The following is a 17,118-nucleotide window of genomic DNA, read 5'->3' as shown; positions in this document are numbered from 1 at the left end:
GTGCCGCACGACTTGCGGTCGCACAAACGTGACAGCAAATTAATGCGACATCCGGGCCAAGCCATGATAACCGCCCTACCTGTCGGTTTGGCCCCCAAGGCCGGCAAGCAATCGCGACGCACATTTCAAGGCCGGATCCATCGTGAACCGCACCATTCCGCTTATCCTGGCGGTCGCTCTCTTCATGGAAAACATGGATTCGACCGTCATTGCGACATCGTTGCCGGCGATCGCCATCGACATCCACAGCAGCCCGATCGCGCTCAAGCTGGCGCTGACCGCCTATCTGGTATCGCTGGCGATCTTCATTCCGATCAGCGGCTGGATGGCCGACCGCTTCGGCGCCAAGAATGTCTTCCGTGCCGCGATCGCCGTGTTCATCGTCGGTTCGGTCGCGTGCGCCATTCCCAATTCGCTGCCGGCTTTCGTGGTCTCACGCTTCCTGCAAGGCATTGGCGGCGCCATGATGACGCCGGTCGGACGCCTGGTGCTGGTACGCGCGACGCCGAAAAGCGAACTCGTTGCCGCCATGTCGTGGCTGACCGTCCCGGCTCTGGTCGGCCCGCTGGTCGGCCCGCCGGTAGGCGGCTTCATCACGACCTATTTTTCCTGGCACTGGATTTTTCTGATCAACGTGCCGATCGGGCTGATCGGGATCTGGCTGGCCACGCGTTTCCTGCCAAAGACCGACGCCGCGCAGACGCCGCCGCTCGATTTCACCGGTTTCGTGCTGAGCGGACTGGCGGCATCGGGCATCGTGTTCGGCCTGTCGGTGGTCAGCCTGCCGGCTCTGCCGCCCGTTGCCGGCTTTGTCACCGTAGCCGTCGGTCTGGCGTCGGCGGTACTCTATCTGCTGCACGCGCGGCGCGCCAAGAATCCGCTGCTGGCGCTCGAGCTGTTTCGCAATCGGGTGTTCCGCTCGTCGGTGCTCGGCGGCGGACTGTTCCGCATCGGCATTGGTGCCGTACCTTTTCTTTTGCCGCTGATGTTCCAGATCGGTTTCGGGTTGACGCCGTTCCAGTCCGGCATGATCACCTTCGTCTCGGCAATCGGCGCCATAGGCATGAAATTCGTTACCGCCTTGATCTTCAGGGTCGCCGGCTTCCGCCGTGTGCTGATTTCAGGCTCGATCATCGCTGCCGCGTCCATCGCCATCAACGGCCTGTTCACACCCGACACGCCCTATGGGCTGATACTCGCCATGCTGCTCGCCGGGGGCTTCATCCGCTCGATGTTCTTCACCGGCATCAACGCGCTTGCCTACGCCGAGATTTCGGCCGCCGACACCAGCAAGGCGACGCCGATCACGGCGGTGTTCCAGCAGTTGGCGATCGCGCTCGGTGTGGCGCTGGCCGGCGGCATCCTGGAAGTGTCGACCACGATCCATGGCGGCCCGTTGACGCTGGCCGACTTTCACACCGCCTTCTTCATCGTGGCGGCGGTGTCGGCGGCGGCCTCGCTGTCGTTCATGCGGCTGGCGCCGGACGCCGGCAATGCCGTGTCTGGACATGGCCGGCTGACACCGCCAAAGACCCTGGAGCCGGTGAGCCCGCCGGGGAGTTGACCTTTCCTCGTGCTTACGGACGCCGGAGGGACAGCGCCCCCCTCTGGCCTGCCGGCCATCTCCCCCACGAGGGGGGAGATGGACGTGATGTCGGTTTTCACCAATCTCCAGCGTTGCAGGATTAGGCGGCGCGCCGAAGCTGCCAATCTCCCCCTCGTGGGGGAGATGTCCGGCAGGACAGCTACAGAGCGATTTTCACGCCGTGCCGTTTCCGCCTTTAAAATCTTTCGCCAAGAGATAGAGCTCCACCGATTCGTCGCGTGAGGCCGGCGGCTTGACGTGATGGACCGAGCGGAAATTCCGCTTGAGTCTCGCCAGCAATTCGTTCTCGGCGCCGCCCTGAAATGTCTTGGCGAGGAAATGTCCGCCCGGCTTCAATACCGACAGCGCGAAATCGGCCGCCACCTCGCACAGATGCATGGTGCGGATGTGGTCGGTCCGCTTGTGGCCGGTGGTGGGTGCGGCCATGTCGGAGAGCACGATGTCCGGCCGACCGCCCAGCGTCTCGGCCAGCTTCTCAGGCGCCTGCGGATCGAGGAAATCCATCAGCAGCACCGGTGCGCCCGGCACCGCGTCCATCTCCAGGTAATCGATGCCGACGACATTCGGGTGTTCCGCGGTAGATTTGGTACGTGCGGCGGCGACCTGGCACCAGCCGCCGGGTGCCGCACCAAGGTCGATCACCTTCATGCCGGGCTTGAGCAGATGGTGCTTGTCGTCGATCTCGATCAGCTTGTAGGCGGCGCGCGAACGATAGCCGTCGGCCTTCGAACGCTGAACATAGGGATCGTTGATATGGCGCTGCAGCCAGCGGCGCGACGATTCCTTGAGGCCGCTTTTCTTCTTGATCTTCGTCTTCAGCACGCGAATGCCGGCGGAGCTCGGTCTTTCCGGTTTCTTGGTCATTGCTTGATTACTTGTTTGAGCATGATCTTGTCCGAAAACCGGCAGCCACTTTTCGGGATCATGCTCTGCCCCGCCCGCTGTTGCGCCAGACGCCGTCATCGGCCATCAACTCGCTCAGTATGCCCTCGCGCAGGCCGCGGTCGGCGACACGCAGCCGTTCGGACGGCCAGACGGCGCGGATCGCCTCCAATATGGCGCAGCCGGCCAGAACCAGGTCGGCGCGGTCGGCGCCGATGCAAGGATTGGCGACGCGCTGCTGGAAGTCCCAGCCGACCAGCTTTTCGACCATGCGGTCGACGCTGTCGCGATCCATCCACAACCCGTCGACGCGGCGGCGGTCGTAACGTTCGAGATCGAGGTGGACGCCGGCAAGCGTCGTCACCGTTCCCGAGGTGCCGAGCAGATGGAATTTCGGGCTGGACAGGAGGTGGCTCAGCCGGTCGCGCCCGTCGAAGCCGCGCAGCCGCATTGCGACATCGTCGACCATGGCGCCAAAGATCTCGCGCGTCACCGTGCGGCCGCCAAAACGCTCGGCCAGCGAGACGACGCCGACCGGCAGCGACGTCCACGAGACGATATGGTTGGCGAGCCTTGGCGAGCGGTGGCCGGTAAGGTCGATCAGCGCGATTTCGGACGAGCCGCCGCCGATGTCGAACAGCACGACGCCTTGCGTGTCGCGCTCGACCAGCGAGCCGCAGCCCGACACCGCCAGCCGCGCCTCGGTCTGGCGGTCGATGATTTCGAGCTTCAGGCCGGCCTCGCGCTCGACGCGTTCGAGGAACTCGACGCCGTTGGCGGCGGTGCGGCAGGCCTCGGTGGCGATCAGCCTTGCCTTCCTGACCTTGCGGTTGCGCAATTTGTCGCCGCAGATCTTCAGCGCCTCGACCGCGCGGTCCATTGCAGCCTCGCCAAGCCGGCCATTGGCGGTAAGGCCCTCGCCCAGCCTGACGATGCGCGAGAACGCATCGATGACGCGGAACTGGCCATGGCGCGTCGGCACCGCGACCAGCAGACGGCAATTGTTGGTGCCGAGGTCGAGCGCGGCAAACACCGGCAATTCCTGCAGCGGTGGCGGCGTACGGGCACCCTGCCCCGGCCTTAGTAAGGCTGGAGGCAATTGCGCGATTGAAGCCGATTGCGCGATCGAGGACTCGGGCGCGATCGAAGCCGCTGGCTGGGGCTGGCGAGCGGCCGGGGCCCCGCCGGCGGCGGGCACCGAAGCGCCTGTTATCACCGGACGAGCCTCGTCGCGTGCGAAAACCTTGCGCCCGCGCCGCCGCTTGCGCCGCTTCTTGGGTTTGCCGTTCTGATGCGGGCCGTTCTGACCCTTGTGATCGTGGGGCGTGTCGCCAGCCTGTCCATTGCCGGACCGGGGCTGCACCTGACGGCCGTAGCGTCCGGCGGCTGGGTTTGCCTGGCCGGATGGCGGCGGCGAACCCCTGGACACGCCCACTTCCGGCGCACCAGCGCCGGCTTCGTGGTCTTCCACTGTCGTTCCTTCCGGCGCCGCGCGAACCGGAGACCGGACGCAGCAGGCGCTTTTACATGTTCAAGTTGCGGCCAGACTATCAGCGCCGGGCCGGATCACCAAGAGTGCAAGGGCCGAATTTTGCCGACGGCATGAAGGGCGGCCACGTTGGGGATCCCTTCTCCCCTTCTTGTGGGAGAAGGAAAGACGCCAGCGCTACAGCGCGCCTTCCCGGTTGAATAGCCGGCTTCAATGAGGCATTTCTGAAATGAACCATTCGGGATAGCGGGCGGTTTTCCTGCTGCGAACCGGATAACGGGTACGGGCTGCAACGCATGATCGTCAGGCAATGAACTGGAGCCGCTATTTCTGGCCCGTCATCGGCGTCGCCGCGGTGGTGTTCTCGCTGTGGCTGTTGCTGCACGAATTGCGCGGCATCTCGCTCGACGATGTCTGGGACGGCATAGTCGCCATCCCGGCGCGCGGCTGGGTGCTCGCGGCGCTGAGCTCGGTCGTCGCCTATGCCTCGCTCGCCGGCTACGACCACCTCGCGCTTTTGCACATCGGCAAAAAAGTGTCGTGGCTGTTCGTCACCTTCTGCTCGTTCACCACCTACGCGCTGTCGCACAATATCGGCGGCTCGGTGTTTTCCGGTGCGGTGATCCGCTACCGCGCCTACGGCACCAAGGGCCTGACCGGCCAGGATGTCGGCGTTCTGGTGGCGATCTGCTGGATCACCTTCGTGCTGTCGACACTGTTCGTCTCAAGCATCGTCCTGCTGCTCGAGCCTGAGGTGATCGACCGGTTTTCCGGCACGCCGCATCACCGGCTGGCGCAGGCGGCCGGCCTTGCCATGCTGCTCGTGGTGGCGGCCTATGTCTTCGGCAGCTGGCTGCATCTGAGGCCGCTGAGGATAGGCAGCTTTCAGCTGCATTATCCGGCGCTGCCGATCGTGGCGCGGCAATTGCTGGTCGGCCCGATCGAGCTGCTGGCGGCGGCGGCGATCATCTTCTTCGCCCTGCCCGCCGCCGGTAATCCCGGCTATTTCGTCGTGCTCGGCGTCTTCCTGGTGTCGTTCTCGATCGCGCAGATCTCGCATGCGCCAGGCGGGCTCGGCGTGTTCGAGGTGGTGTTCCTTGCGGGCTTGTCGCATATGGACCAGGTCGGCGTACTGGCGGCGCTGCTGGTGTTCCGGCTGTTCTACCTGATCATCCCGCTGCTGATCGCGCTCGGCGTGGTGCTGTATTTCGAGCACTCGCAATACAGCCGCAGCGAGAATTGAAGCGCCAGAAGCCGACAATTGAACCCAGACACAGGGTTGACTCTTTTCCGGCGGCGGCTACAAGGGCCGCGCGGCTGCTTGGCGGCCCACCCTGCGCGGTTTTCAACAGCCGCGCCTGCTGGGGAATAGGTTAACGGTAGACCCACGGACTCTGACTCCGTTAGTCCTGGTTCGAATCCAGGTTCCCCAGCCAGGCCTCTTTCTTATGAAAAAACACACGTTTAGGTAAGGCGCGGAAATGGCATGTGTTACATTTTGCGGATGATCCACACGCGACGTTTGGTCTGCAAGGTAAAGACGTCCCTTCATAACCAACGAACCGCGAGCAAATTTCTGAGCTTGACCGCGTTTTGCCGTATTCCTATTGCGAGAGAAAGATACGCTACGTAAGCTTTGAGCCAACACAGTGGCGAGGGGATTGGTTTGAAAAGCCGCTTTGATTTGATCACCACTGGGCTCTATCCAGAAACACTACCACCGTGCTTCATCTCGCTTGATGCCAAAAGGGCATTTCATGGCATTGTATCGTCACTTGACGCTTCTAAGTTTCATGAACGGAAGACGGAGTATATTCGCTACAATGGAACAAAGCATGACAGAAGTAGGCGATTCTTCGGAACACCTAATATTATATCATATTTTCACACTTCTTCATTTATTTGGAGAAATTGGAAACATTTTGAAAATAACTTCCTATTATCTAAATATTCCATTGGACGACCGGAAATTCTTTACGACAAAGAGCGAACAATCAAGGTCCCCTCGCTTTCTGAATTGTCAAAGCACGCATCGAAAAACATCCGGCACGCCCCATTCATTCTGAAGGCCGACATCGCACAGTGTTTTCCGAGTCTATATACTCATTCCATAGCATGGGCAGCACACGGTATAAATGCCTCAAAAGAAGATACCGACAGAGATTCTAAGAGCAACTATTTCAACGCGCTGGATTTTTTTGTGCGAAATGCTCAACGCGGAAATACGCGAGGTGTATTAGTAGGTCCGGACGCATTTCGATTGATCGCTGAATTCATATTGTCTCGCATCGATTACGACCTCTCCAGCCTCGTTGGCGAAAAGATCGTCGGGGCTGTTAGACACGTTGACGACTACTACATCGGTCTGAAAACGGAGCATGATGCAGAATCTGTTTTATCTACTCTGCGCGAACTGCTTGCTACATACGAACTGAATTTAAATGACCAGAAGACTAGAATATATTCCAGCCTTGAACCAATAAATGATCTTTGGGCGCAGCGCCTTAGAAGAAACGTAAAACTCAGTAGGTATGGAACTTCGCGCGATGATGTTGAGGCCGCCATTGCAGAGGCGGTTGATGCATGCAAAAATCTGTCCTCGGAGAGCCCGATAAAGATATTGCTACGTTCTTTCGACGAGGCGAAAATATACTCCACGCCGCATTGGGAGTTCGTTGAACATAATTTGCAGCGTATCGCCCAAAAACATCCCCATGCCGTTGACTATGTATGTCTACTGGTTGCCAAGCGTCATGCGCTTGAGCTGCAAGTTGATGTCGATGGCTGGAAAAGTGTCGCAGAGACGATCGTGAGACGCGCATTGGCATTAAGCCATGACCATGAAGTTCTTTGGATGCTATGGCTTATGGTCGTGCTATCTATCGACGTAAACGCCGACATGGTCGATGCACTACTCTCATCGAGAAACTCCCATATTCGAGCTTTCGTTGTGCAGGCATTTGTTGATGGGCATCTGAGACGGAGACCTAAACTTGGATTGGGGAACGCGCTTTCTTCGGTCGATTCCAATTGGCTCACAAACCTTGTGGCGCGATCCCAGGGATATTCGAAAGCAAGCTTCTCTGGCCTTTTTGCCAGTGAATTCTCGCACCTCGCCGAGCGAAACATTAGGCTGATCGATTTCGAGTTTCACACTAACAAGATTCAGAACGAAAGTAGGGCAATAAGCCGAACTCGGTATGGTTATGATGATGATTCAGACGATGCGTCTGAAGAATTTTTCGGAATGCCGGGAATAATAAATCGACCGGACTTAAGCGATATTTTCGGTAACTGACACTCAGTTCACGGCCTCCCGAGCCTTCCCGGTGCGCATCTGGTAAGGGCAGGAAAGTGGATACTCATCAGTGGCAGCCGGGAGAAATCATCGGGGCAGGAAGCTTGCTACTTGCCGTCTTGGTGGCCGCTGTGTCACTTTATCGGCATTTGCGACGCGGCCCGAAGCTAACAGTGGAGATAATTCCTCCAAGGCAGAATCGATGTCGCGGTTTTTCGATACACCCGTGGGCCGAGAGTATCGCCGGGCAAATCGGCAAGCCGTGAGAACCCGGAAAACGAGGCACGCGGCGAAAGAAATGGTGCACCGTCACCGCAATTCCTAAAACCTCTCCGGCAACCCTTCTACTCCCCGACAATGGACGTCGGCGGGCGTGCCGAGGTTATCGGATCGGCATGACGAAGGACGATCGTCCACGCGCCTTCCTCGCGCCGGAATATGGTGGTGACTCGAAGCGCAATCGGCACCAGCTTGTTGCCACCACCGACCTTGGACTGGAACCGCTCGACCTCGATGATGTATCCCAAGTCGGCTGTCGCATACTCCGAGATGCGCTCAAAGCCGATGGCCTTGCCGTGCCGGTAATTGGTGGCGGCCCGTTCCATGGTCTCAGCAGCCTTTCTCCATCCCTTCGCCGGCGGGCCAAAGGGATTGGCAATAATGACGTCGTCCTGTCGCGAGTAGAGGTTTTTCAAGGGCTCAGGATCGCCCTTTACGAAGGCATCCAGAGCCAGATGATCCTGCTCGATAAATTTCGTTAGGTCGGAGGCTAACATCTTAACATCGCCACATGACTACAAAGAGAACTCTATCAATCGCTTCATCCGCCCTTCGCCCTGCCATTCGGGCTGGTATCCGGAGTATAGGTCAGAATTACGGTGAGTGCACTTTTTACCATGTCGCCCCCGCCGCATGGTGCACCTTGCCGGCGTTCCCGGTCTGCCGCATCCCCCAGCACCGTACGAGCGAGCCAAAGTGTTTTCACGTCCGAAGACTATATGTTCCTGCTCATCGAGCATTGCCGCGTCGCCGATGTCGCGGTTTTCGATGCACCCGTGGGCTGGCATCGCCGAGCAAATTGGCAAAAGCGGTGAGAACCCGGAAAACGAGGCGCGCGGCGAAAAGAAATTAGTGCACTGTCACCGTAATTCCGCGTAATTCCGGGAGCGATCAAACTTACGTCTTGTGGCAGTCGCAGCCGCCTGAAGTAGACGAAGTACTGGTGAGCAATGGCAGGTCAACACAATAGTCCCAGCATTTCTCTATGCCCCACTTGCCCACACAAAGCTTTGCACAAAGCGATTTTGGTGCACGAAAGCAAATCTCGAGCCCAGCCCACCCTATAGACCAGACGGTGTGGCAGCCTTCCAAAGGAATGCATACCGGAAATCTTTCGTCGAACTCGACTTTTGCGCCTAAGATTTCGATCTTTGCCCAGATTCGCACATCTACGCAAGCCTTGCCATTTTCGATGCGGGGATTGAGCAGCTGAACATTACCATCGACACCTCGCGTAGAAATGTCGTCAAGTATTTCTGTAAACGCTCCGATATGGCTAGTTAGAGCGAGGGTTCGATCATTGGGCAAAACGTTCCAAACAAGCTCATCAGGGATCGCGCATTTGTCATTAACATCAGGCTTCTGTCCCGCCCCAGGCACAAGCATAAGCACTGGGAAGGGAAGACGTTTGCAAAAATCACCTAACCCATACCCTTTGACGTGCGCAAAAGACGTAAGGTTTTTGCTTACATAATTTGATATTTCCTCCGCTGGAAAGTCACGAACGGGTATCCCATACAAGCGGAATTGCCCCTGTGAGGTTAGCGCTTCTGCTAGTGATATGCTTCCATCTTTTGCCATTCTTTCCTCCTCCCATAATTATTCACGGCGTTACTTTGCACATCTGTGGGATTGTATCGAGAAGAATTCCCCATAACATCTAGTTCTCAGCTTGTCTTGAGGATAGTCCTTGCCCCCGTCGCGCAATGTGCAGTTGACCTCGAATCGAGCTGTCGCCGAGCAGTTATGAGCCCGGGGCGCGCAGCACATGTGCAGGACGCCACACGCTCGGCTGCCCGACGGGCCACGGGCGTCGACCAGCAGCAAGCTCCTCATGCGATAAAGCCGGGCTGCGAATCGTTGGTAGAGGCATGGGGGTCATTTGACCGCATCCAAGCGGTCGCCAGGCCCACTCCTAGGAACCTCGACGCGGACGCTTCCCTAACTCGAAGAGCAGAACTCCCTCATCACGCAGAGCAGATATCAGAGCGTCCCCGGGGAGGAAACGGGCTATCGAATTTGCAAAAGTCACGACATCTATCTGACCCACATCTTTATAGGCAATAGTACCCTTTTGACCATCTAGCCCTTGGGCCCCGATGACTGCGCCCGGCTGTCCCGGAAGCCCATTCCGGCCTGGAACCCCGCCTCCACCATAGGGATCGTCGTCGTGCCACACCCCCCCATCGCCGCCTCTACCCCCAGGAGCTCCTTGTCCCGCGCCACCGCCGCCGCCACTTCCTCCAGGATTTCCCCCCGGCCCCCCGGGACCTCCATCGACGGCCGCAGAAATGTATCCAGGTCCATCTTCGACATTGTAAATTACGACGCTACCTCCGTGTCCGCCATTTGCACCGCTACCACCGCTGCCACCGTTGCCGCCGTTGCCGCCGTTGCCGCCCGAGCCTCCGTCGCCGCCGCGCGAAGCGTCATTAAATCCATACGCGTCCCCACCATTTCCGCCCCCGCCTCCATTGCCTGCGCTTCCTCCATTTCCTCCGTTGCCACCGAGCCCGCCGTGCCCTCCGCGACCACCACGAGCATTAATTACTACGCCCGTATAGCTCGCATATCGAGATGCATACAGCTCGACCTGTTTGCCATCGGTGCCAGACTCACCATCCCCACCTTGTGATCCATTGCCACCGCCGCCTCCTGACCCACCAGCCCCCCCCGAACCTCCGCTCGACGACCCACTAGTAAGGTCCGCATCCCTGCCATTTGCTCCTCCGCTTCCGTTTCTTCCAGCGGTTCCTTCGGCGCCGGCCACTCCAATTTGGCCATCCGGCCCATCCTCTCCGGATACATTGATCTCAAGTAGCGGCCCGGTTACTCTGCGCGCAAATATATGAACCGGTCCTAATCCTCGCAACACTGTGCGCTCTTTGACAATCAGTTCTCCGCAAATAATCAGCCCACTCGCATTCATCAGGCTCGTCGCTCGGTTGTGGGAGACATCTATTTTGCCTGACAGTTCAACCGTTTCAGCCCGTATCGGTGCCGCGATAGTCTCTCCGTTCGCGACAGCAACAACACCCGCATCGAGATGGGGGGCCACAAGGTTTTGCCACATCGTATCAAAATCAGTTAGAATATTAGCCATTTGTTCCTCCTCCAAGGTAGTGCAGTTCACTGACCAGACAAGGGTATGTATTCGACCTGCAATACGATCCTGTGAACCCTTATGTCATGTATTTCCATTCTTTCTCCAGGATCAAGATCAGGATTAACGCTCTTGAAGTCGACCCGTAACTGTACAATTCCGTCCCATTGCCGCGAATTTATTCTCCGAAGAACTCGCTCGTCTACCGATTGAAACAGCAGATTGAGGTACTTATATCGCTTATCGTTCCACTCCTTGCTGGTATATCGTGAAAAAGTGCCTCCGACCCTATTTGGTACAATATCAATACCAATCGGCCCGCCGATCGTTGCTCCGCCCTTCTTGCCGACTGCCAATGTTAGTCTTAAAGGCGTAGGGTTGTCTGCAGAAACGGCCACAGATATCCCGGTTATCAAATATTCCCTGACGCCAACAAGCTTTTGCTTAACATCCAATTTCAGGCTTGCTTCGCCACTCACGACCTTTCTCATCTGGGTATATTCGTATGTTGGTGATGGTGAAAAATTCAGTATAATCTTCTTCGGAAATCCAATTTTATTTATCAGAGATGCGTATCTATCTGAGATATAGGCGTATTTCTTTAATTTATTCTGGAGATCTTCCAGCGTCACAAGCGATCTATTAATTGTTTCGGTCGCGTAGTCGAATATTTCCCATTCAAAAGAGCCGTCGTCTTTGTAGAAGGATGCCTCTAAGGTGTACTTCTGAAACATCGTCTCGCTAGCTACCGATTGAGAGTCGAATAAATCAGCTACATAGCCACGCATTCCGTAATCAACATCAGACAAATAGTATTTTGGAACTATACCCTCAAGAAATTCCCTTTTTGAGTCTATAGTATACTTAATATCCGAAAGTTTTGCTACGTATACGTTTGCCTGTTCCGATATCTTATTCGTGATACGCAGCCATTCCTTTTTGGTGCAGAAGAAAATCTTCTTCAGGTCTGCGGCTGCATTTGTGCGACAGATCTTGTAGTCATTGCTAGGAAACTCAAGTCCCACTGCGGTTCTTTGAGTAAAGTTACGTCCGATAAATGCCACTTCAGTTCCCGTTGACGATGAAGTGGTCGCGCATGCCAATAGCGTCAACGCACAAGCGAGAATATTGCGCTTCAACGTGAGTTTTCTCTGCAGAAAAGGCTTCAACTTTGATTCTATCTGCAGCACAGGCATTGTTCCTGTCCAACTCTCCTGGGAACTGAAAGGTAGATGATTAATACTTATCGCTCACAAAGTTCAACTTGCGAGCAAGCTAACAAAAAAACGATATATTGGCCTGTTTAGCTTAGGTAGTGAACGCACTGTATCTATTATTTGACTTTGCGTCAATCCCCAGATTCTTTTTACCGGGTCAAAGTAATAGTGTAGCTGTCTTGCTCAGTGAGCCTGGTGGTCATTGGCGCCAGAAATTTGTCCTCACCTGTTGGAAGCCTGTATTTCTCCTCGGCGACCACTGTTCGTTTCGAGTTATTACGAAGTAGTCTGCCACAGACTTCTTTTCCTGCCCAAGAGAGGCAGTTGCGGACCGCGCCTCACCAGCAACGAATGCTCAATCCCAAGTATCCTCCGAACACTCGCCAGCGCCGCCTCGTTCACTTCGATGTACGCGACGATGTACCATTCGCCGTTTTCTTCCCTGGCCATGCCCATCGGCTCGGCCCGCCATTTGAGCGCGCCATGGTGGGGCATGAAGTAGGTTTCCTGGACGCCGCCGACGGCGCTGAGGCCCTCGTCTAGAGCGTATTCCATCACCGCGCAGCACAGTTGCGTCAGCGTTCCCCTCAGTCCGGCAGTTCGCTTGTCGGGAACGACGAATGTGCGGGTCCATTCGGCCCAATCCGGACGCCGCGGGACGCCCGATCTTTCGCACATATGAGAAAAAACCTCCGAGACCATGTGCGGCTCGCTCGTTGGGATCAATCGAGCCGAGGTCACCACGCGACCATCTTCAATACCGAGCAGATACGTCGCCGCATCCGTATCGAACTGGTCTAGCTCGCGACCATCCGGGCTTGGAGGGCGCCAATGTTTCTGGTGCACGAAGAAGTCGTGCCGCCGGCGCAGAAATTCGTCGAATTCGTTTTCGTAGAGATGCTTGTTATGCGCATTGACTACGTGGGCCGTTATCATGGCGCGATCCCCCGACCGTTCTCAAAGGGATACTCGCAGTCGCGCTAATATACGTCACCTGTCCGATGGGACAGTTGACGCGTTCAGGGATGGATCAGGCGCCGGCGCACCGCCTCGACGACCGCCTGCGTGGTCGTGGCGACGCCAAACGCTTCCCTGGCCCGGGTGGAGTGCCATTTGACCGTTCGCTCGGTCAGACCAAGGATTTGGGATGTTTCCGACGAGGTCTTGCCGGCCGCGGCCCACAACAGCACCTCTTTTTCGCGGTCGGTCAGCAAGCCTTCATCGTTGTCACCGTCATTCGACAACGCCTGGATCGACATGCCGGCATAAACCGCCATGGTCACCAGTTGCACTTGATGGCGCGGCGAGAGGGTGCAGGACTTCGCGGAAGAGGCAAACGACAGCACGGATTGCCAATGGTGAATGCTGAGCATCGGCACGGCGAAGCCGCTACAAATGCCGAACTCCGTCGCCTCGCCGGCGACGCGGCGAGAACCTTCCGTATCTGACCACTTTGCCGGAACTTCGGACCAAAGGAACGGCTTCAGGGTTTTTGCCGAGTAGATGCAAACACCATCGACGGCGGCGTGCTCGGCCTCGACATAGCGTTCGAACCAGCCGGCCGGCCAGCCATTCAGTTCGACCATCGGCGCAAGTTTCTGGCCACTGAGCGGCACACCGCTCAGGATAAGATGTTCGAAGCCGAGATTCCTCACGGTATCAAGAAGGTCGCTCAGCAGCGGCCCGGTGGCTGTATGGTTCCTGCAGCGTTCGACAAAGTCGAACACGTCTGAATCGATCATGACAGAGACCCCCGTCTCCACGCCCGAAAACAAAGTTTAACTCAAATTAGCGACTTCGAATACTCCCAATAAGTATGTCCGCCACGCAGGACGCGCGGACCAAAATCAGCTAAATCAGCCGGATTGTGATAAGCAACACAGGACCAAGCATGACCGCCATCACTGCCGAAACGAAACGAGCCGTTCCGGGCCGGCGAAACCGCGCTGCTCTTGGTCGACATGCAGCGGGTCTGGCTCGAGCCCGGCGCCGATCCGGCGCATCCGGAGCGCGGTCCAGACCACTATTTCTACCGGCAGACGGCGTCGCAGACGACCCCCAACCAGGAGCGCCTGCTGGCGGCGGCGCGGGCCAATGGCATCGAGATGATCCACACCATCATCCAGCGCCTGACAGAGGACGGCCGCTTGGTTCCAGCGGCAGCATTCCGGTGCAATCGGAGGACATCCCCGGCAATGTCGGCCTCGATCCGGAGGAACGAAGCCGGCGTGCCGAAATCATGTTCGCGCCGTTTCATGACCGCGTGGCCGCCCATCTCGACGACCGGGCGAAGCAGGGCAGAGCGACGCGGATCGCGACGATCCACTCCTTCACGCCGGTCTTCCTCGGTGTTGGCAGGCCCTGGCACGCCGGCGTGCTTTACGACCACGCAATCGAGTTCGGCCAGGCAGCGCTTGCCGGCCTGCGCGCCGACATTGCGCTCAATGTCGCGCGAACGAGCCCTACGTGATCAGCCGCGACGGCGACTACGCCATACCGGTCCATGGCGACGATCCCGGCATTCCCGCCGTCCTAATCGAGATCAGGCAGGACCTGCTGGCGGGCCGCTCCGGCATCGAGGAATGGGCGAAGCGGCTGGCCACAGCGTTACCGGCGCAGACAAAGGCTTTGTGAACAAGCTCGGCTGCTCGAGCGCAACGCGAGAGCCGAGCCGTCGGTGAAAAGCCGGAGCGAACGATCGCTACGAGAAGATTTGCGACAGTTCTTCGACGCTGGTGCCTTCCTTGACCTGACGCAGCTCGACATAGCTGACCGCCGTGGCCACCGACAGCACCATCGACAGTACGGTCGACACCAAGGCTGCCAACACATCTGCAATGATCCCACCCAACATGACGATGACTGCAAGCATTACCCACTGGATGACCATTGCGATGACCATCAGGATCAAGAACAGGCCAAATAGCGGCCAGCGGTTGCCCTTGGTCAGCACACGGCTGCGCGACATCGAACCGAACACGCCAAGCCGCTCCTGGATCAGAACCGGCACCGCCACGCACCATCCGAGCCATAAGATGATGCCGGGAACCAGCAAGGCTATCGACGCCAGGCCCACACCCAGGGCGACGAGCAGGCCAATACCAAGGGTCGGCAGCAAATTGCGGATGGCTATCTGAATGCAGTCGCCAAACGTCGGCCGCTTGCCATTCAAGTCCTCGATAGTCGCCCGCACTAGCGCCGACTGGAGCAGCAGCGCGAAAACGAACGATAGCAATCCCGTAATAACCGTAATCCATGAATTCTGAAACATCATAGAGGGATCGGCCGCGGCGCCGGGGTCGCCATGCAGAACCGCATCTATTTGCGGTTGACTCCACAGCCGAAGAATAATCGCCGGCAAGCCTGAAAACAGGAGCGCGAGCCCAACGCACAAGCCGATGTTGCGGCCGATCACGGCGAAGCTGTTGTTGAACACCCTGCCGATCTCGAATTTCTCAGGCCGTTCCAGTGTCGTTGAAGCCATGATTTCCCCCGTGTTTCGCCGTAACAGTATCACAGCGCCCTAACAGTAATTCTGCCAAGATTGACGGTCGCCGTCCAGCCCACTTGCAATTCTTGTGCTGCATTGTCAGTGTCGGCTGGGAACCACAGGTTGCAGGGGAGCGGGTGGCGGTGGCACAGCCAGGCACAGCGGAAGCCGAACGGCTGACCAATCTGCACAAGCAGCTGATCGCCGATGAGTCGATCCAGTTCGACCTGCCGGCATATGTGCCGCCGAAGCCGCCCGAGTGGCTGAAACCGCTGCAGGATTTTTTGTCGTGGCTCGGTCCCTACATGATCTATCTGTTCTGGGGGGCGGTGATATCGGGCGTCGCAATCATCCTGCTTTTGGTCTTCCTCGAGGTGAAAGGCATCGCCTGGCGGCTGCCGTGGCAGCGCGCGCGGCCCGAAGTCGAAGACAAAGAAGCCTGGCGCCCCGACGCCGGCGCCGCGCAGATCCTGTTGTTGCAAGCGGATGCGTTGGCCGCACGCGGCGACTATGACGAGGCGGTTCACCTTTTGCTTCGGCGCAGCGTCGCCGATATTGCCGGCCGGCTGCCGGACTTCCTGCGCCCGTCGCTCACCGCGCGCGACATCGCCAATGCCCCTTCCCTGCCGGGAAGGGCACGCCATGCGTTTACCGAGATCGCCCGCATCGTCGAGGCGGCGCTGTTCGCGCGCCGGCCGGTTGGCGCGGAAGGCTGGCGGCAAGCACGCGGCGCCTATGAACGTTTCGCCTTCCGGGATGCCTGGACGTGAGCGCGCCGGCAGTCGAGGCACAGGAGCCGTTCAATCGAAAGACACTGTTTTGGGGGATTTTCGCCAGCCTGCTTGCGGCAGGCGGTTTCTTCCTGCTGTCCACCTATGCCCCCGATTTCCGGCAACCCGGCAATGGCGGCGCCACGCCGCTGTCGAAAAGCGGCGTCGGCTACGCCGGCCTGGCGGAATGGCTGCGGCTCACCGGCGAAGCGCCCTTGATAGCGCGGACCGAAGACGATCTCGGCACCGACATGCTGCTGATCGTCACCATTTCGCCCGACAGCGATCCGGAGGCGCTCGACCACATCCTCAACCTTCGCCGGGACCAGAACACGCTCTTCGTGCTGCCCAAATGGCAGATCCTGCCGCTGCAGGGGCATGAAGGCTGGAACATGAAATTCGGGCGATTGCCCGGTTCGGTGGTGAACGAATGGCTTGGCCGCATCGCCGATGCGAAGATCGGTGCCGGCCAGAGCACGGCAAAGCAACTCGACATCGAAGGCAACATGGTTGCCGCACCCGAAGAATTGCAGTGGGTGGCCGACAAGTACCCTCTCATCGCAGCCGGCAATGACAAGGCTGTGCTTACCGAACTGGACGACAAGCCGTTCTATATCCTGACCGACCCCGACCTGATCAACAACGCCGCCCTCAAGGACCCCGAGAAGGCAGCAGCCGCGCTCGGGCTGATTGCCTTGCTCCAGCCCGACGACGGCCCCGTGATGTTCGATCTGACGCTGCACGGCGCGGGGCGGAAGTATGATCTGGCCAAGCTTCTGGTCGAGCCGCCGTTCCTGGCGCTGACACTGACGATCCTGATCGCGGCAGCCCTGGCGTTCCTGCATGGCCTTGGCCGGTTCGGCCCGCCGCGTATACAACCCCCCGCCCTCAGCCTACCGCAGCCGGCCCCAGTAGCTGCAACGGCGTTTCGAGAATGTCGTGCGGGGGGGCGGCTTGTGCCTGTAGCTATAAAAAACGCCACCG

General features: G+C 58.3%; 16 protein-coding genes and 1 tRNA gene. 8 read left to right on the top strand and 9 right to left on the bottom strand.

What is annotated here, in order from left to right; genetic code table 11:
- Positions 1–142: 142 nt before the first annotated feature.
- Positions 143–1,564 carry an MFS transporter gene (locus NKJ72_RS11415; protein ID WP_352477128.1) on the top strand — a complete coding sequence of 474 codons (1,422 nt, stop codon included), beginning with the start codon at positions 143–145 and terminating at the stop codon, positions 1,562–1,564.
- Positions 1,565–1,759: 195 nt separating this feature from the next.
- Here the strand turns inward: NKJ72_RS11415 and NKJ72_RS11410 are convergent, their stop codons facing one another.
- Both NKJ72_RS11410 and NKJ72_RS11405 read right to left on the bottom strand, forming a co-directional pair.
- Positions 1,760–2,470, bottom strand: a complete 711-nt coding sequence (locus tag NKJ72_RS11410) for an RlmE family RNA methyltransferase (RefSeq protein WP_352477127.1) — start codon at positions 2,468–2,470, stop codon at positions 1,760–1,762.
- 58 nt (positions 2,471–2,528) lie between these two features.
- Positions 2,529–3,959: a Ppx/GppA phosphatase family protein gene (locus NKJ72_RS11405; RefSeq protein ID WP_352477126.1), complete on the bottom strand. Its 1,431-nt coding sequence runs from the start codon at positions 3,957–3,959 to the stop codon at positions 2,529–2,531.
- A 328-nt stretch (positions 3,960–4,287) separates the two neighbouring features.
- Between NKJ72_RS11405 and NKJ72_RS11400 the strand changes: the two genes are divergently transcribed.
- The 3 genes from NKJ72_RS11400 (at position 4,288) to NKJ72_RS11390 (ending at position 7,275) form a co-directional block, all read left to right on the top strand.
- Positions 4,288–5,220, top strand: a complete 933-nt coding sequence (locus NKJ72_RS11400; protein WP_352477125.1) for a lysylphosphatidylglycerol synthase domain-containing protein — start codon at positions 4,288–4,290, stop codon at positions 5,218–5,220.
- A 119-nt stretch (positions 5,221–5,339) separates the two neighbouring features.
- Positions 5,340–5,413, top strand: a tRNA-Gln gene (locus NKJ72_RS11395).
- Between the two features lie 230 nt (positions 5,414–5,643).
- Entirely contained in the window at positions 5,644–7,275 is a 1,632-nt protein-coding gene (locus tag NKJ72_RS11390; protein ID WP_352477124.1) for an RNA-directed DNA polymerase, read from the top strand.
- A gap of 344 nt (positions 7,276–7,619) precedes the next feature.
- On the opposite strand, the gene NKJ72_RS11385 is transcribed toward NKJ72_RS11390, so the two are convergent.
- The 6 genes from NKJ72_RS11385 to NKJ72_RS30960 all read right to left on the bottom strand — a co-directional run bounded on the left by NKJ72_RS11385 (position 7,620) and on the right by NKJ72_RS30960 (position 13,988).
- Positions 7,620–8,051 carry a YybH family protein gene (locus tag NKJ72_RS11385; protein ID WP_352477123.1) on the bottom strand — a complete coding sequence of 144 codons (432 nt, stop codon included), beginning with the start codon at positions 8,049–8,051 and terminating at the stop codon, positions 7,620–7,622.
- Between the two features lie 400 nt (positions 8,052–8,451).
- Positions 8,452–9,135, bottom strand: a complete 684-nt coding sequence (locus NKJ72_RS11380) for a hypothetical protein (protein WP_352477122.1) — start codon at positions 9,133–9,135, stop codon at positions 8,452–8,454.
- A gap of 1,548 nt (positions 9,136–10,683) precedes the next feature.
- Positions 10,684–11,853, bottom strand: a complete 1,170-nt coding sequence (locus tag NKJ72_RS11375) for a hypothetical protein (RefSeq protein ID WP_352477120.1) — start codon at positions 11,851–11,853, stop codon at positions 10,684–10,686.
- Between the two features lie 297 nt (positions 11,854–12,150).
- Positions 12,151–12,810: an acyl-homoserine-lactone synthase gene (locus NKJ72_RS11370; RefSeq protein WP_352477118.1), complete on the bottom strand. Its 660-nt coding sequence runs from the start codon at positions 12,808–12,810 to the stop codon at positions 12,151–12,153.
- A gap of 83 nt (positions 12,811–12,893) precedes the next feature.
- Positions 12,894–13,616 (bottom strand): LuxR family transcriptional regulator, encoded by a 723-nt coding sequence (locus NKJ72_RS11365; protein WP_352477117.1) that lies wholly within the window; start codon positions 13,614–13,616, stop codon positions 12,894–12,896.
- A gap of 159 nt (positions 13,617–13,775) precedes the next feature.
- On the bottom strand, positions 13,776–13,988 hold the full coding sequence (locus NKJ72_RS30960) for a hypothetical protein (RefSeq protein ID WP_352899811.1): 213 nt from the start codon (positions 13,986–13,988) through the stop codon (positions 13,776–13,778).
- Between the two features lie 56 nt (positions 13,989–14,044).
- On the opposite strand from NKJ72_RS30960, the gene NKJ72_RS11355 reads away from it, so the two are divergent.
- Positions 14,045–14,344: an N-formylglutamate amidohydrolase gene (locus NKJ72_RS11355; protein WP_352477116.1), complete on the top strand. Its 300-nt coding sequence runs from the start codon at positions 14,045–14,047 to the stop codon at positions 14,342–14,344.
- Positions 14,341–14,508 carry a hypothetical protein gene (locus tag NKJ72_RS11350; RefSeq protein ID WP_352477115.1) on the top strand — a complete coding sequence of 56 codons (168 nt, stop codon included), beginning with the start codon at positions 14,341–14,343 and terminating at the stop codon, positions 14,506–14,508. Before NKJ72_RS11355 ends, NKJ72_RS11350 begins: the two co-directional genes overlap by 4 nt.
- A gap of 67 nt (positions 14,509–14,575) precedes the next feature.
- Here NKJ72_RS11350 and NKJ72_RS11345 read toward each other — a convergent pair whose 3' ends face one another.
- A complete protein-coding gene (locus NKJ72_RS11345; protein ID WP_352477114.1) occupies positions 14,576–15,358 on the bottom strand; it encodes a hypothetical protein in 783 nt (260 codons plus the stop codon).
- 149 nt (positions 15,359–15,507) lie between these two features.
- On the opposite strand from NKJ72_RS11345, the gene NKJ72_RS11340 reads away from it, so the two are divergent.
- Together NKJ72_RS11340 and NKJ72_RS11335 are read left to right on the top strand one after the other, a co-directional pair.
- Positions 15,508–16,134 (top strand): DUF4129 domain-containing protein, encoded by a 627-nt coding sequence (locus NKJ72_RS11340; protein WP_352477113.1) that lies wholly within the window; start codon positions 15,508–15,510, stop codon positions 16,132–16,134.
- Positions 16,131–17,118, top strand: a 988-nt coding sequence (locus NKJ72_RS11335; RefSeq protein ID WP_352477111.1) for a DUF4350 domain-containing protein, incomplete at its 3' end; no start/stop codon positions are given. The genes NKJ72_RS11340 and NKJ72_RS11335, both read left to right, overlap by 4 nt.

Source organism: Mesorhizobium sp. M0045, from assembly GCF_040323385.1.
Lineage (GTDB): Bacteria > Pseudomonadota > Alphaproteobacteria > Rhizobiales > Rhizobiaceae > Mesorhizobium.
The sequence above is the reverse complement of the archived record's forward strand: the minus strand, read 5'-3'. Positions and strand labels throughout refer to the sequence as shown.